Origin of the sequence: Paraburkholderia sp. USG1 (assembly GCF_031570135.1) — a bacterium.
GTDB classification, from domain to species: domain Bacteria; phylum Pseudomonadota; class Gammaproteobacteria; order Burkholderiales; family Burkholderiaceae; genus Paraburkholderia; species Paraburkholderia dioscoreae.
Window position 1 is genome coordinate 1 of record NZ_JAMWXW010000051.1, and the last position, 14,973, is coordinate 14,973.

At 59.9% G+C, this 14,973-nt stretch carries 14 protein-coding genes; 8 read left to right on the forward strand and 6 right to left on the reverse strand.

The window, feature by feature from the left end:
- Positions 1–191, forward strand: a 191-nt coding sequence (locus tag NE850_RS37735) for a hypothetical protein (protein ID WP_310700246.1), incomplete at its 5' end; no start/stop codon positions are given.
- Positions 192–790: 599 nt separating this feature from the next.
- Here NE850_RS37735 and gyrB read toward each other — a convergent pair.
- From gyrB to dnaA, 3 genes are all read right to left on the reverse strand, one after another.
- Entirely contained in the window at positions 791–3,262 is a 2,472-nt protein-coding gene (gyrB, locus tag NE850_RS37740; protein ID WP_007180119.1) for a DNA topoisomerase (ATP-hydrolyzing) subunit B, read from the reverse strand.
- A 114-nt stretch (positions 3,263–3,376) separates the two neighbouring features.
- Positions 3,377–4,480 carry a DNA polymerase III subunit beta gene (gene dnaN, locus NE850_RS37745; RefSeq protein ID WP_310700247.1) on the reverse strand — a complete coding sequence of 368 codons (1,104 nt, stop codon included), beginning with the start codon at positions 4,478–4,480 and terminating at the stop codon, positions 3,377–3,379.
- Positions 4,481–4,700: 220 nt separating this feature from the next.
- Entirely contained in the window at positions 4,701–6,314 is a 1,614-nt protein-coding gene (dnaA, locus tag NE850_RS37750; RefSeq protein ID WP_007180117.1) for a chromosomal replication initiator protein DnaA, read from the reverse strand.
- Positions 6,315–6,706: 392 nt separating this feature from the next.
- Between dnaA and rpmH the strand changes: the two genes are divergently transcribed.
- The 4 genes from rpmH to yidC all read left to right on the forward strand — a co-directional run bounded on the left by rpmH (position 6,707) and on the right by yidC (position 9,376).
- Positions 6,707–6,841 (forward strand): 50S ribosomal protein L34, encoded by a 135-nt coding sequence (gene rpmH / locus NE850_RS37755; RefSeq protein WP_004198824.1) that lies wholly within the window; start codon positions 6,707–6,709, stop codon positions 6,839–6,841.
- Between the two features lie 23 nt (positions 6,842–6,864).
- Complete coding sequence (locus NE850_RS37760; RefSeq protein ID WP_007180116.1) at positions 6,865–7,350, forward strand: ribonuclease P protein component; 486 nt, start codon at positions 6,865–6,867, stop codon at positions 7,348–7,350.
- A gap of 106 nt (positions 7,351–7,456) precedes the next feature.
- A complete protein-coding gene (yidD, locus tag NE850_RS37765) occupies positions 7,457–7,687 on the forward strand; it encodes a membrane protein insertion efficiency factor YidD (protein WP_007180115.1) in 231 nt (76 codons plus the stop codon).
- A 30-nt stretch (positions 7,688–7,717) separates the two neighbouring features.
- On the forward strand, positions 7,718–9,376 hold the full coding sequence (gene yidC, locus NE850_RS37770; RefSeq protein ID WP_007180114.1) for a membrane protein insertase YidC: 1,659 nt from the start codon (positions 7,718–7,720) through the stop codon (positions 9,374–9,376).
- A 149-nt stretch (positions 9,377–9,525) separates the two neighbouring features.
- On the opposite strand, the gene NE850_RS37775 is transcribed toward yidC, so the two are convergent.
- The gene (locus NE850_RS37775) at positions 9,526–9,933 is read right to left on the reverse strand and encodes a transcriptional regulator (RefSeq protein WP_007180113.1); all 408 of its coding nucleotides are present in this window, start codon (positions 9,931–9,933) and stop codon (positions 9,526–9,528) included.
- 392 nt (positions 9,934–10,325) lie between these two features.
- Complete coding sequence (locus NE850_RS37780) at positions 10,326–10,742, reverse strand: transcriptional regulator (protein WP_007180112.1); 417 nt, start codon at positions 10,740–10,742, stop codon at positions 10,326–10,328.
- A 366-nt stretch (positions 10,743–11,108) separates the two neighbouring features.
- Here NE850_RS37780 and mnmE point away from each other — a divergent pair, with 366 nt between their 5' ends.
- From mnmE to NE850_RS37795, 3 genes are all read left to right on the forward strand, one after another.
- A complete protein-coding gene (gene mnmE, locus NE850_RS37785; protein WP_007180111.1) occupies positions 11,109–12,503 on the forward strand; it encodes a tRNA uridine-5-carboxymethylaminomethyl(34) synthesis GTPase MnmE in 1,395 nt (464 codons plus the stop codon).
- Between the two features lie 173 nt (positions 12,504–12,676).
- Positions 12,677–13,876 carry an integrase arm-type DNA-binding domain-containing protein gene (locus NE850_RS37790; RefSeq protein WP_165187289.1) on the forward strand — a complete coding sequence of 400 codons (1,200 nt, stop codon included), beginning with the start codon at positions 12,677–12,679 and terminating at the stop codon, positions 13,874–13,876.
- 254 nt (positions 13,877–14,130) lie between these two features.
- Positions 14,131–14,292, forward strand: a complete 162-nt coding sequence (locus NE850_RS37795; protein ID WP_007180109.1) for a hypothetical protein — start codon at positions 14,131–14,133, stop codon at positions 14,290–14,292.
- Positions 14,293–14,379: 87 nt separating this feature from the next.
- Here NE850_RS37795 and NE850_RS37800 read toward each other — a convergent pair whose 3' ends face one another.
- The gene (locus tag NE850_RS37800) at positions 14,380–14,700 is read right to left on the reverse strand and encodes a hypothetical protein (RefSeq protein ID WP_007180108.1); all 321 of its coding nucleotides are present in this window, start codon (positions 14,698–14,700) and stop codon (positions 14,380–14,382) included.
- Between the last annotated feature and the right edge of the window lie 273 nt (positions 14,701–14,973).

A 14,973-nucleotide genomic window follows, 5' to 3' on the forward strand; every position in this document is an offset into this window, starting at 1 on the left:
ACATGAAGGCAGAGGACGATGCCAAGCGGTTTTGTAGACTTGAAAAAGAGACCGGCACAGGTTGGCTACCGTCACCGACGCTGGGTCACTACAATATGTGGGACTCTGCGTACGCAGAATGCGTATACGATCAACGGAAATTGCAGAATAAGCGTCTTCATGAAATTCTCGACGAGCACAATGCTCAATAACAAACGCTAAATTGCCTGCGCGGCTGGATGGTTCGACCGTGCATGCTCTGCCGCCAGCAAAGAGCTGTCTAAGGATAAGAAGTATTTACCTAAAAAAATCAACCCGTTGCAGCCGAATAACAGCTTCTTCGGGGGAAGTTGGGCTGTTGTGTAACGACTTCTAATCCAAATCGCCAAGAGACTGCATTGCTGCCGCTCAATTGCTCCCCCGTCACAGACTTCGCCAGATTCCGCGAGTTGTAGACGTCGAATAGGAAGGTATCAACGGCTAATCCCGCGTCCCGCTCGGCTTTCGGAGGCGCTCGGCGCCGTGCTTTTGCCAGGACGAGAAACAACGCACCCAAGGTCGCCAGGCGGCTCTGACGAGAAGCTCACATACGTCTGCAGAGCAGCAGCGACGGCAAAGTCGGCCGAAAGCGCCGCCTCATGATTTTTGCGAGACTCAGAAAACGACGGCCACATCAACCAGGTGGTCGCCGCGCTGGCGGCTGCGAAGGCAGTCAGGTTCCGCCATGCGAGCTATCGGAGCGCATCCATTGATAAATGTCTCAATGGATGCTTCCCAAAATCTCACATTATGGTTCCCGCTACAACAACACTTAAACATCAATATTCCCCGCCCGCAATGCATTCGACTCGATGAAAGCCCTACGCGGCTCCACATCATCCCCCATGAGCGTAGTAAAGATCCCATCAGCCGCAATAGCATCCTCGATCTGCACACGAAGAAGGCGACGCACGGTCGGATCCATCGTAGTTTCCCAAAGCTGCCCAGGATTCATCTCGCCGAGGCCTTTGTAGCGCTGCTTCGAGATATTGCGCTCAGCATCAGCCAACAACCACTTCATAGCGCTCTTGAAGTCAGTAACAGCCATACTCCGCTCGCCACGTTTAATGACAGCGCCAGTCCCAATCAACCCCTTAAACGTATTAGCGGTATTGATCAGCTGCTGATAGTCAGCAGTGAGTTGAAAATCCTGATCCAACACAGAAATCTTCTGATTCCCGTGATGCGTCCGCGCGACCCGCAGCGAGCGCAATTCACGCACAGGGTCATACATCGTCGTAACCTTAACTTCAGGCTTCAACGGATCATCCCTTAGCTTCGCCTCAAGAGCCTTAGCCGACGCATCAGCCGCTTCCTCGCTGGACAGATCGATCGCAATCCCATCCATCACAGCCTCGAGCGCGCCAGCGTCATACAACCGGCTCAACCGATTAACAACAGCCTGCGCCAGCAAATAAGCCCGAGCCAACTCCCCCAACGCATCCCCAGTAATCGGCGTAGCCCCTTCCGAAGCCAACAACTCCGACCCCTGCAACGCCAGTTTCAGAATGTGAGCATTAACCTCAGCCTCATCCTTCAAATACCGCTCATCCTTACCCGCCTTGATTTTGAACAGGGGCGGTTGCGCGATATAGATATACCCACGCTCGATCATCTCCGGCATCTGCCGATAGAAGAACGTCAACAATAGCGTACGAATGTGCGCACCATCAACGTCAGCATCGGTCATGATAATGATGCGGTGATAACGCAACTTATCGAGGTTGTAGTCCTCCTTACCAATCCCACAGCCCAGCGCAGTAATCAGCGTCACAATCTGCTCCGAAGAAAGCAGCTTGTCATACCTTGCCTTCTCCACATTCAGCACCTTGCCGCGCAGCGGCAAAATCGCCTGAAACTTCCGATCCCGCCCCTGCTTCGCCGACCCGCCCGCCGAGTCACCCTCGACGATATAAATCTCAGACTTGGCCGGATCCTTCTCCTGGCAATCCGCCAACTTCCCAGGCAGACCCACGCCGTCGAGCACACCCTTCCGACGCGTCATCTCACGCGCCTTCCGAGCCGCATCCCGCGCGCGCGCCGCATCCACAATCTTGCTGCAAATGATCTTCGCGTCATTCGGCGTCTCGAGCAGAAACTCTTCGAGCGCCTTCGCGACCACATCCTCCACCGGCGCGCGCACTTCCGACGACACCAGCTTGTCCTTCGTCTGCGCGCTGAACTTCGGCTCCGGCACCTTCACCGACAGCACACACGACAATCCCTCACGCATATCGTCGCCAGAAGTCTCAACCTTCGCCTTCTTCGCGACTTCGTGATCGTTGATGTACTTGTTCAACACGCGCGTCATTGCCGCCCGCAACCCGGTCAGGTGGGTGCCGCCGTCGCGCTGCGGGATGTTGTTCGTGAAGCACAGCACGTTTTCGTTGTAGCTGTCGTTCCACTGCATCGCCACCTCCACGCCCACGCCGTCTTTCTCGCCGCTGATGTGGAAAATGTTCGGGTGCAGCACGGACTTGTTCTTGTTGATGTACTCGACAAAGCCCTTCACACCGCCCACGAACGCGAAATCTTCTTCCTTGCCGGTGCGCTGATCCGTCAAGCGAATCCGCACGCCGTTATTCAGAAACGACAGTTCGCGAATCCGCTTGGCCAGAATGTCGTAGTGATATTCGATGTTGCCGAAAATCGTCTCGTCGGCGAGAAAGTGCACTTCGGTGCCGCGGTTCTCGGTCTCGCCGGTGACCTGAATCGGCGAAACGGCCACGCCGTCGATCTCTTCGATAATGCGGTTCTGCGGCACGCCACGGTGGAATTCCATGAAGTGCTTCTTGCCGTCGCGGCGAATGGTCAAACGCAGCCACGCCGACAGCGCATTCACGCACGACACGCCCACGCCGTGCAGGCCGCCGGACACCTTGTAGCTGTTCTGGTCGAACTTGCCGCCGGCGTGCAACTCGGTCATCACGATTTCAGCGGCGCTGCGCTTCGGATCATGCTTGTCGTCCATCTTCAGACCGGTCGGCACGCCGCGGCCGTTGTCAGTGATGGAAATGGAGTTATCCGCGTGAATGATCACCTGGATGTCGTTGCAATGCCCCGCCAACGCTTCGTCGATGGAGTTGTCCAGCACTTCGAATACGAGGTGATGCAGACCGGTCCCGTCCGATGTATCCCCGATGTACATCCCGGGCCGCTTGCGCACCGCCTCCAGACCTTCGAGGATCTGAATCGAGGATGCGCCGTAGCTGTTGTCGGGTTGCGAATTGTTCGTTTCAGTCATGGATTTTTTCCGGTTCTGCGTTGCTGCAAGGTTGCTGCTCGGGACTTTTCAAATCACCATAAAAACGCCAAAGGGGCGCTGCGCCCCTTGGTGTGTTCTTTGGTGTTGGACGCGTTAGATGCGCATCGGCATCACGACGTATTTGAATTCGTCGTTCTCGGGAATCGTGATCAACGCGCTGGAGCTGGCGTCGCCCAGGCTCACTTGCAACGTGTCGACCTTCAGGTTCGCGAGCACGTCGAGCAGATACGTGACGTTGAACCCGATATCGACGCTGTCGCCGTCGTATGCGATTTCCAGTTCTTCCTGCGCCTCTTCCTGATCGGCGTTGGTCGACATGATCTTCAACTGGCCCGGCTCGATGATGCAGCGCACGCCCTTGAATTTGTCCGAGGTCAGAATCGCGGCGCGTTGCAGCGAGCGCTGCAGTTCTTCACGGCCGATCACGAACTGATTCTTGTGCGACTTCGGAATCACGCGCTGGAAGTCGGGGAATTTGCCTTCCACCAGCTTCGACACCAGTTCGACCTGGCCGAACGTGAACTTGACCTGCGTCTGCGCGATGTCGATCTTCAGTGTGTCGTCGATGTCTTCCAGCAGACGCTGGAGTTCCAGAATCGTCTTGCGCGGAATGATCACTTCCTGACGCTGGAACGAGCCTTCGATCTTCACGGACGAGAACGCCAGACGGTGGCCGTCCGTTGCGACCGCCATCAACTGGTCGCCGTCCACCACCAGCAGCATGCCGTTCAGGTAGTAGCGGATGTCCTGCTGAGCCATCGAAAAATGGACCATGCCGAGCAACTGGCGGAACGTCTTCTGGGGAACCACGAGGTTCGCGCCGTAGTCTTTAGCTTGCGCGACCGTCGGGAATTCGTCCGCGGCGAGCGTTTGCAGCGCAAAGCGGCTCTTGCCGGATTGCACGGTCAGACGCTTGTCGTTCAGCGTGAGCGTGACCTGCCCGTCGGGCATGGCGCGCAGAATGTCGAGGAGCTTTCTCGCTGCCACCGTGGTCGCCACCGAATCGCCGCCTACGCCGAAATCGGCACGCGTGGTGATCTGCAACTCGAGGTCGGTCGACAGGAACGACACGTCCGGGCCGTTCTTGGTAATCAGCAAATTGGCGAGGATCGGCAACGTATGGCGGCGTTCGACGATGCCGCTCACAGTTTGCAGCGGCCTGAGGAGGTTATCGCGTTCGGTCTTGACCAGTTGCATAGAGTTCCTTCGTTGATATAACGGCCTGCGCGCCTTGCCAGGACAGCTTTCCAGCACGCAGCCGTGGCTCCCCGCCGGCGCCTTGCAGCGCCTGTCACGGCGTGAAATCCGCCCGCGGCCGCCGGGCGGTTAAACCTGTATTGTGCCTGAAAACGGAACCGCCTCACTAAAATGGGGGCGAGTTTGGAAATAAACAGGTCGTTTTTTCCAGACGAACCGCTCAGCCTTTCAGCGTCTGCTCCAGCACGTGCAATTCGTGGTTCAGTTGCGCGTCCTTGCTGCGCTCGTCGGCAATTTTGCGCACTGCGTGCAGCACCGTGGTGTGGTCGCGGCCGCCGAACAGCTCGCCGATTTCCGGCAAGCTCTTCTGGGTCAGCTCCTTCGCCAGATACATCGCGATTTGCCGCGGCCGCGCGATGTTCGCCGGACGCTTCTTCGAATACATGTCCGCGACCTTGATGCTGTAGAAGTCAGCCGTGGTCTTCTGGATGTTTTCCACCGAAATCTGCCGGTTCTGTACCGTCAGCAGGTCTTTCAGCGCTTCTTTTGTCACTTCGATCGTGATTTCGCGGCCGTGGAACTTCGAATACGCGAGGATCTTGCGCAGCGCGCCTTCGAGTTCACGCACGTTCGACCGCAAGTGTTTCGCGACGAAGAACGCGACGTCTTCATTCAGGCTCACGAACTCCGATTGCGCCTTGCGCATCAGAATCGCGACGCGCATTTCCAGCTCGGGCGGCTCGATCGCCACGGTCAGGCCAGAGTCGAAGCGGGAGATCAGGCGGTCGTCGATACCCGAAATTTCCTTCGGATACGTGTCGCTGGTGATGATCACCTGCGCTTTGTTGGCGACCAGCGCTTCGAATGCGTAGAAGAATTCCTCTTGTGTACGCGACTTGCCCGAGAAAAATTGGATATCGTCGATCAGCAGCAGGTCGAGCGAGTGGTAGTAGCGCTTGAAGTCGTCGAACGCCTTGCGCTGGTAAGCCTTCACCACGTCGGACACGTATTGTTCCGCGTGGATGTAGCGAATCCGCGCACCCGCCTTGTCCATCAGAAGCTGGTTGCCGATCGCGTGGATCAGGTGGGTCTTGCCCAAGCCCACGCCGCCATACAGAAACAGCGGGTTGTACGAGATGCCGGGATTGTCGGCGACCTGAATCGCCGCGGCGCGCGCCAACTGGTTGGCCTTACCGGTCACGAAGTTGTCGAACGTCAGAACCGGGTTCAGTTTGGAGCGCTCGTACATCGAGTCGGTTTCGCCGTTGCCGCTCGAACCGGCGCTCTGGCCCGGGCGCCACGTACGGCGGGCGGCCGCGGCTTCGTTCGCGTCGAGGCTGGGCAGATCGAGGTCGGCGGAATCTTCGGCCGCAGCGCGTGCGTTTGCGTTCTGTTCGGCCGCCGCGCGGGCATTCGCGTTGAGGTTGGCCATCGCGCTATTCGCGCCGTTCGCGCGCGCAGTCTGCGCGGCTTGCACGGCGCCGACGGCTGCGTCCACGGCGGCGCCATTGCCGGCGCTGCCGCCCATTGAAGCCGGCGCAGAAGCCGGACGCGCCGGCGCGGCTGCTGCGGGGGCGCGCATGCCGGCTTTCGGGTCGAGTACAAACTGGACGTCGACGGGGGCGTGCCAGAAATCGCGGGCCATATCGGCAATGCGGCCGGAGAACTGGCTCTTGACCCAGTCGAGCTTGAAACGGTTCGGCGCAGCGATGCTAAGCGTGTTCGCAGCGGCGTCGAAGGCGACCGGGGCCAACGGTTTGATCCACGTCACGTACTGCTGGGGCGTAAGCTCACGCTCCAGCAATGCGGAACAGTGTTGCCAGAAATCGTTCATCGAGTTGCTGTCGTTATGGTGTGCACGGCGGTTGCCGCTGCCCTTGTCGCGCGCACGCAACAAGGCCCTGAGCAGCCAGACTAACCAGGCGCAATGGCTCCAGGCGCTTGTGCCACAAGGGTTTGCGGGGCAAGCGAGCCGGAGCGGCGTGCAGGATTTTTGGGAAGTAAGGCGAGATTCTAACGCCAAAACGGACCCGCAAGGGAGTTATCCACAGGGACGGATCACCCGCCGAACTCCTCGCGGGGCACGCTCGAATCAGGCTAAACTATTGACGGTCAACGAAAAACCGGTTTAAATAGCGGGTTCCGCGAAAACCAATTCAGTAAACCTCCGGCCATTGCGCTTTCAGCGATGATCGCGCGGTTATTTTTCGATCAAGTGAGAGCAACATGAAACGTACTTACCAACCTTCCGTTACCCGTCGCAAGCGCACCCACGGCTTTCGCGTTCGCATGAAGACCGCAGGTGGCCGCAAGGTCATCAACGCACGTCGCGCGAAGGGCCGCAAGCGCCTCGCCATCTAAGGCAGGCGTTGCACGCGACGCTTATGCCGGGTAGTGAAGCCCGCGGTAACGCGGGAACGGCTGAGGCGCAGCAACTGGGCTCGGTTCCGTTGCGAGCGCAAGCCGCCTTCCCCAAAGCCGCAAGGCTGCTGAAAACGGATGAATTTTCATCCGTTTTTCGTTTGCGCCCGTGGCGCCGCACCGCGCACTTCGTGGTGTACGGCCGGCCCACCGGCAACGAAGCTCGCTTAGGCCTCGTGATCGGCAAGAAGTACGCGCCGCGCGCGGCCACGCGTAATCTGGTGCGTCGAATCGCGCGTGAGGCCTTCCGGCTGCGTCGCGCGGACTTCGGCGGTTGGGATGTGCTGCTGCGTTTGCACACGCGCTTCGACAAGAAGGCTTTGCCGAGCGCCTCGTCGCCGCCGTTGAGGGCGCTGTGCCGCAGCGAAATCGAGGCGTTGCTCGACAAGGCAGCGCGCGAAGTGACCCGTCGCGAGGCGCCGCCCGCGGAAGCGCCCAAGACGGAATGACGCTCAAGTGACCGCCCGCTTTGCAGTTCAGGCCGCTCAGGCGGCCGCGCTGCGCGGGCGTCGCCCGGTACTCCACGTTGCGCGGCGCCGTCCGGCCGCACCAGCCATGCAAACGGTACTCATCGCTTTATTGCGTTTCTACAAAGTTGCCGTGAGCCCAATGCTCGGCAACCGGTGCCGTTTTTACCCTTCCTGCTCTGATTACGCGCGCGAAGCAATCCAGTATCATGGCGCCGCGCGCGGGACTTATCTCGCCGCCAGGCGTATTTGCCGCTGCCACCCGTTTTCCGCGGGCGGCATCGATCTCGTCCCGCCTCCCACTTCTGAAAAGCGCTGACGCGCCGTTCCATCGACACTGAGACAACGCATGGATATCAAACGCACCGTCCTATGGGTCATCTTTTTCATGTCAGCGGTCATGCTGTTCGACAACTGGCAACGCGACCACGGACGCCCGTCGATGTTCTTCCCGAGCGCCACGCCGACCAAGACCGTCGGCGGCGCCGCACCGGGAACCACGACGCCGGGAACCCAGCCCGCCGATCTGCCGGCAACGAACGCAGCCGCACCGGGCAACGCGCCGGCGGCCACGCAATCGCAACTGATCAAGTTCAACACCGACGTCTATAGCGGCGAGATCGACACCCGCGGCGGCACGCTGTCGAAGTTGTCGCTCGTGAACAAGGGCGACGGCAAGCAGCCGGATCTCGTCATCACGCTGTTCGACCGCACCGCGAACCACACGTATCTGGCGCGCACGGGCCTGCTCGGCGGCGATTTCCCGAATCACAACGACATTTACACGCCGCTGCCGAACCAGCCGCATGACCTGACGGGCGACGAAAAATCGTTCCAGCTCAGCTTCGAGTCGCCGGTGAAGGGTGGCCTGAAGGTCATCAAGACCTACACGTTCACGCGCGGCAGCTATGTGATCGGCGTCGACACGAAGATCCAGAACGTCGGCGCCACGCCGGTGAGCCCGTCGGTCTATATGGAACTGGTGCGTGACGATCAGCCGGTGGAAACGCCGCGCTTCTCGCACACCTTCATCGGACCGGCCGTCTACACCGATCAGCATCACTTCCAGAAGATGACGTTCGGCGACATCGACAAGAACAAGCAGGATTACGCGACCTCCGCCGACAACGGCTGGATCGCGATGGTCCAGCATTACTTCGCGTCGGCCTGGATTCCGCAGCAGGGCGTGAAGCGCGATATCTACGTCGAGAAGATCGATCCGGCGCTGTATCGCGTCGGCGTGAAGGAGCCGGTGCCGACCATCGCGCCGGGCCAAACGGTCGACGTGTCCGCGCGCCTGTTCGCCGGTCCGGAAGAAGAGCGCATGCTCGAAGGCATCGCACCGGGTCTGGAACTGGTGAAGGACTATGGCTGGGTGACGATCATCGCGAAGCCGCTGTTCTGGCTGCTCGAGAAGATCCACAGCTATGTCGGCAACTGGGGCTGGTCGATCGTGCTGCTCACGCTGCTGATCAAGGCCGTGTTCTTCCCGCTGTCCGCGGCGAGCTACAAGTCGATGGCGCGCATGAAGGCGATCACGCCGCGCATGCAGGCACTGCGCGAACGCTTCAAGGGCGATCCGCAAAAGATGAACTCGGCGCTGATGGAGTTGTACAAGACCGAGAAGGTCAATCCGTTCGGCGGCTGTCTGCCGGTCGTGATCCAGATTCCGGTGTTCATTTCGCTGTACTGGGTGTTGCTGTCGTCGGTGGAAATGCGCGGCGCGCCGTGGATTCTGTGGATTCACGATCTGTCGCAACAGGATCCGTTCTTCATCCTGCCGGTGCTGATGGCCGTTTCCATGTTCCTGCAGACCAAGCTGAACCCGACGCCGCCGGATCCGGTTCAAGCCAAGATGATGATGTTCATGCCGATCGCGTTCTCGGTCATGTTCTTCTTCTTCCCGGCCGGTCTGGTGCTGTACTACGTGGTGAACAACGTGCTCTCGATCGCCCAGCAGTACTACATCACGCGAATGATGGGACAGGCCAAAACCAAAGCGGCCTGACATCTTGCCAGAGGCGGGCAAACGCCCGCTAGCAGGCCGATGCAAGCCGACACTGGCTGACACGACAGCGCAAGAAAATGCCGCCCGGTGCAAACCGGGCGGCATTTTTCATGGTCGCGGCTGAACTCATCGCATCGGCGACGCCATCGTCACTCTTCTTCCGCATCCTCACCGTAAAAGCGCACGATCATCTCCTCGACCAGGAAGCGGTCTTTCGGCGTCAGCGACTGGATCTTCGAAGCGAGTTCGATCGTTTCCGGCGACGGCGGATATTTCTCGCCGCGCGCCAACGGCCTCGCGTTCGTGCCCGGTGGCGGTCCGTAGTGAAGCCAATGCTCCTTGACGTTCAGCCATTCGGCTAACGTACGCAATTTGTCGGGCTTTGGAATCGTCGTGCCAGCTAGCCACTTGTGGGCGGTTTGCGGCGTGACCTCACGCTCGCCCCGGTAGCGAAGATTGAATTGCTCGGCGAGCTTGGTCCCGCCGCGAATTTTCAGCGGCTCTAGCAAGTCCTTCAGCCGTTTGGCGAAGGCGGCTTTTTCTTTGTTGGTCGGCATGGGCCGGATTGTGCAATTCAACGTTCAACCAGTTGACAACCAGCCAAGCTTACTTATAGCCTATTTGAGATACGTTTAGCTTGCAGGCACCGCCGAACAAAGCGCCTGCCAAAGTTGTCATTTTTTGTTGTTTTTCGTTGTGCGGTGGGCCAGTGACAGCCGTAGGGTCCGGCAGCGTCCTATTTTTACGCAGGACAAGCAGTGGCAATCCTAGCTTGCTTGAGATAAATCCGACTTGCCTGTTGAAATGACAGGCAGGCAGTCTATCGGGCGGCGCAGCTGTCCCGATATTAGGCAGACCCGATCCGGCAGTACCGAGGCCGGTGGGTACCAAGCCGTTGAGCGCCGAAAGCATTGGCGATCAAAGGAAAGGCCCGCAAGCCGCACCCTCGCTAACTTTCTTCGCCATTCTGGCTGGCAACGCGGACGGTCACCTCCTGGAACCCGGCGCGGTCCTCCAGGTTTATCGTCAATATCAGCGCACCCTTTTTCGGCACCCACTCGATCGTCTCGGCCGAAAGCGGATAGGTCTCGCCGGGCGCGAGCGGCTTTGCCTTCGTACTCTGCGACAGTCCGTAAGCCAGCCAATGCTTGTCCACGTCCAGCAATTTGGCTAACGTGCGCAGGTTGGCTGGACGTGGCATTGTCGTTCCGTCGAGCCATTTGTATATGGCCTGATCCGTCACGTCTGCGCCAGTGTGGAGGAGATTGAATTTTCTACAGAGCTCGGCCCCGTTGGAAATATTGCGCCGCTTCATCGAGCGGCTGAGTCGTTCGGCAAACGCGGCTTTCAATTGTTTGGTCGTCATGCATCGGATTGTGCAAGCGCCCAAGCCAGTGGTTCTCAACCAACCAAGCTAGCAAGTATCGGAATTAATATATTTTTTAGCTTTGACCAGCGCCAGCCGTGATGCGCCACGATTTTAAAAATTGTGCGTTTTTTCGCTTTTTTGCTGTCTGATGGGCACTTAGTCATCTCGTGCAGTCTTGGTTATTCTCAAAAAACAGCAGCACAATTTAGCTTTTGTGAGATAACTCCGAAATCGGCTCCGAGTTGTCAAAGCGGCCGCTCCGCCGCGCCGCCGGTCAGCCTTCACACACTGCCGCGTTACAATGCCTCGCGCCGCGTTGACCGCCAGCCCCCTGCCCTTCTCTCCGTTTTTTGCCACGCTTCCATGCTCACCACCGATTCCGATCCGATCGTCGCCATTGCCACCGCGCCCGGCCGGGGAGGTATCGGCGTGGTGAGGATTTCGTTCGGGAGAGCGGGCGAGGCGGCGGCCCAACCGCTCATGCAAGCGCTCACCGGTCAGACACTCGCCGCCCGTCACGCCAGCTACGTTCCGTTTCTCGACGCCAACGGCAGCGCGCTCGACCGTGGCATCGCGCTGTACTTCCCGGCGCCGCATTCCTACACCGGCGAACACGTGCTCGAACTGCAAGGCCACGGCGGTCCGGTGGTGCTGCAACTCGTGCTGCAGCGTTGCATCGACGCTGGCCGCGCGTTCGGCCTGCGTCTGGCCGAACCGGGCGAATTCACGCGCCGTGCTTTCCTCAACGACAAGCTGGATCTGACGCAAGCCGAAGCGGTCGCCGATCTGATCGAGGCCAGCACCGAGGCTGCCGCGCGCTCGGCGGGCCGCTCGCTCGACGGCGCGTTTTCGCGCGACATTCACGCGCTGGTCGAAGACGTGATCACGCTGCGCATGCTCGTCGAAGCGACGCTCGACTTTCCCGAGGAAGAGATCGACTTCCTCGAAGCCGCCGACGCCCGCGGCAAGCTGGCGCGGATTCGCGAGCGCCTCGCGCACGTGCTGAGCGAAGCGCGGCAAGGCGCGTTGTTGCGCGAGGGTCTTTCGGTGGTGCTGGCCGGACAGCCGAACGTCGGCAAATCGTCGCTGCTGAACGCGCTGGCGGGCGCGGAGCTGGCAATCGTCACGCCGATTGCCGGCACGACGCGGGACAAGGTCGCGCAGACGATTCAGATCGAAGGTATTCCCCTGCACGTGATCGATACCGCCGGCCTGCGCGATACCGAGGACGAAGTCGAGAAAATCGGTATTGCGCGCACCTGGAACGAGATCGAACGCGCAGATGTCGTGCTGCATCTGCTCGATGCTCGCACCGGCATGACTGTCGAAGACGAGGCCATCGCCGGACGCTTTCCGGCCGGCGTGCCGGTGGTGCGCGTGCTAAACAAGACGGACCTGACCGGCCTTGCGCCGGCAACGCGAGCACTCGACGCAGACCCGGATCTGAGCGAAGTGCGGCTCTCCGCGAAACAGGGCGACGGCGTAGCGCTGTTGCGCGAAGAGTTGTTGCGGATCGCCGGCTGGCAAGCGGGCGCGGAAAGCGTGTACCTGGCGCGCGAGCGGCATCTGATCGCACTGCGCGCCGCCGAAGAACATCTGGCTACCGCGGCCGCGCACGCCGATCAGAACTCGCAGGCGCTGGATCTGTTCGCTGAAGAACTGCGGCTCGCGCAGGACCAGCTGAATTCCATCACGGGCGAATTCAGTTCGGATGACCTGCTCGGGGTGATTTTTAGTAGGTTCTGTATCGGCAAGTGAGCGAGGATCGGCTTCTACGTCAGGAGGCTTATATTTCCGGCTTTACTACGAGATTCGACAAACACGCTCGCACACATAAATTCTCGTTTCGTTAACCCAAAACCCGCGAAATCTTTGGTACACAGCCGGCATAGGTTTAAAATCGCCGCTGTCCGCGTTTCGACGATCCGAGCATGCCCCGACTAGCCGTCCCCCTCACCGAAGCCCAGATCCGCGCGCTCGAACCGCGCGCCACCCGTTATTGCGTCGCCGACGGCAACGGCCTCGTCATCGAAGTCATGACGACCGGCACCAAGGTCTGGCGTTTCCGCTATTCGCTGAACGGCAAGCGCCAGCCGCTCGCCACCATTGGCGACTACCGGATGATTTCTCTACGCGTCGCGCGGGCCAAGGCGCAAAAGTATGCGGAGATGGTCGCGCAAGGCATTTCGCCGGTCGCCACGGCACGGCGCGATCGCGGCGCGGAAAGCAAAGCCGATGTCCTGCGCGAAGCCGCCGAGCTCTATCTCGCGACGGAAATGGCGGGCAAGTCGGAGGAATATCGCCGCACCACGCGGCGCGCGCTCGACAAGGACGTGTTGCCCGCCATCGGCCACATGTCAGTTAAAGCCGTTACCGCCGCCGATATCGTGGCGATATGCGACAGAATCAAAAGCCGCGGTTCGCCGAAAATGGCGCTGCACACGCGTAACGTGGTCAAGCGTCTCTATGAGTACCTGATTGCCCGGCAACTCGCCGCCGGCAATCCGGCCGAGGTTGTTCCGGCGCGCTCCATCGCCACTTTCGACAGCCGCACCCGCGTGCTCTCGGGCGAGGAAATCGGCGCCATGTTCCGGTCGATCGACGCGTCGAGCATTCGCCGGCCCCTGAAATTGGCGCTGCATCTGCTGGTGTTGACGATGGTGCGGAAATCGGACCTGGTCGAATCGACGTGGGCCGAATTCGATCTGGACAAAGCGTGGTGGACAATACCCGCCGCGCGCCTGAAGAAAGACCGCGATCAGCGCGTACCTCTTTCGCTTCAGGCGGTTTCCATGCTGCGCGAGCTTCACGAGACCAAGGCCAGCCGAAACTTCGTATTCCCGAGCGTTCGGGGCGACGATCGGCCCATCGCCAGGAGTACGTTGAACCAGGCCGTCAAGGCGCTCGGTCTCGACGTGGAGCATTTCGTTCTGCACGACTTCCGGCGTACCGCGACGACGCACTTGCGCGAGATGACGGCGCACGCAGACGCGCCCGACCGCAGTGCCGAAGAAGTGCCCGAGCGTGGCACGCAACGCTCGAATGCGGAAAAGGCCGTGGATCAGCGTCGAATCATGCAGCTTTGGGCGGACTTCGTCGACGCGCAGATCAAGGGCACGCGCAGCGCGTGACCCGCTAGCGCCGAGGGGCTTGCGTCGCTCTATTCCGCCAGCCGTTGCACCGACACGATTTTTTGGTACACGAAGCACATTTGATCAATCCTAACCCTTTGCCGCCAAGACAAAATCCGACTTTCCGACAGGTTTCAAAAAGGCGAAAACCCAGACGCCGCCAAGCACGCATCAACATCGATTCACGCGGTCCTTTTCTCTCGCGTTTGATCGCCTAAACTGAAGGGTGCACGCAACCCCATACGGAGGCTCCCATGTCTGAATCGCTGATGGCTTATTTGCTGGGGCCCGCCGTCATGCTGCTGGTCGGCGTCGCTATCTGGGCCGCGTCCCACTACCATCAGAAGACAAGACCGCAAAGGCGCGAGCGCTGGCTCGATACGCACTATGCGGAGTGGCTGCATCACAGGCATTGAACGGCGCATGAAATGAAAGGCCGTCGCGTAAGGCGACGGCCTTTCATTTTGTGGCACGCGCAACAGCCCACGTACTCCGCGATCAGATTACCAACCCGGTTGCGGCTGCGGATATCCGTATTGCGGCGGCGGCGCACCGCACGCCACATAGGCGCGCTGATATTGGTCATAGCAATATCCCGGCGGCGCTTGCGCATAGACCGGTGCGGGCTGATACGCCGGCTGTGCATACACGGGCTGCCGGTACGCCACCACCGGCGCCGCATTCAGCGCGGAGGTCACCACCGCTCCCAGCACGGCGCCACCAATCAGCGCGCCCACCACGTCCCCGCCGTTACCGTGCGCCGACGCCTGCCCGGCTACGCTCAGACTTCCCACCATCAACAACGCCACTGCGATCTTTTTCATGTTTGACTCCCCGCCGTTCAGGCATGGAACCGATTGTGGCCGGCGCGCGCGGAAATAGATGCAGCAAGTGGTAACCGGACATTACTCGTGTAACGCGCCAATCGCCGGCTCGCCATGAAGGTTCGCCGGTCCATTTGTTCAACTGATACATTCTCCCGATCAATGTAAAATTCGCCTCATAACTCGTCGGATAAATCTGACGAACCGTAAAGCTTTCCGACCCATCGCGTCGACAACACTGGGTTGAGGCAAAGCCACAAGTAAGGGGCGTTC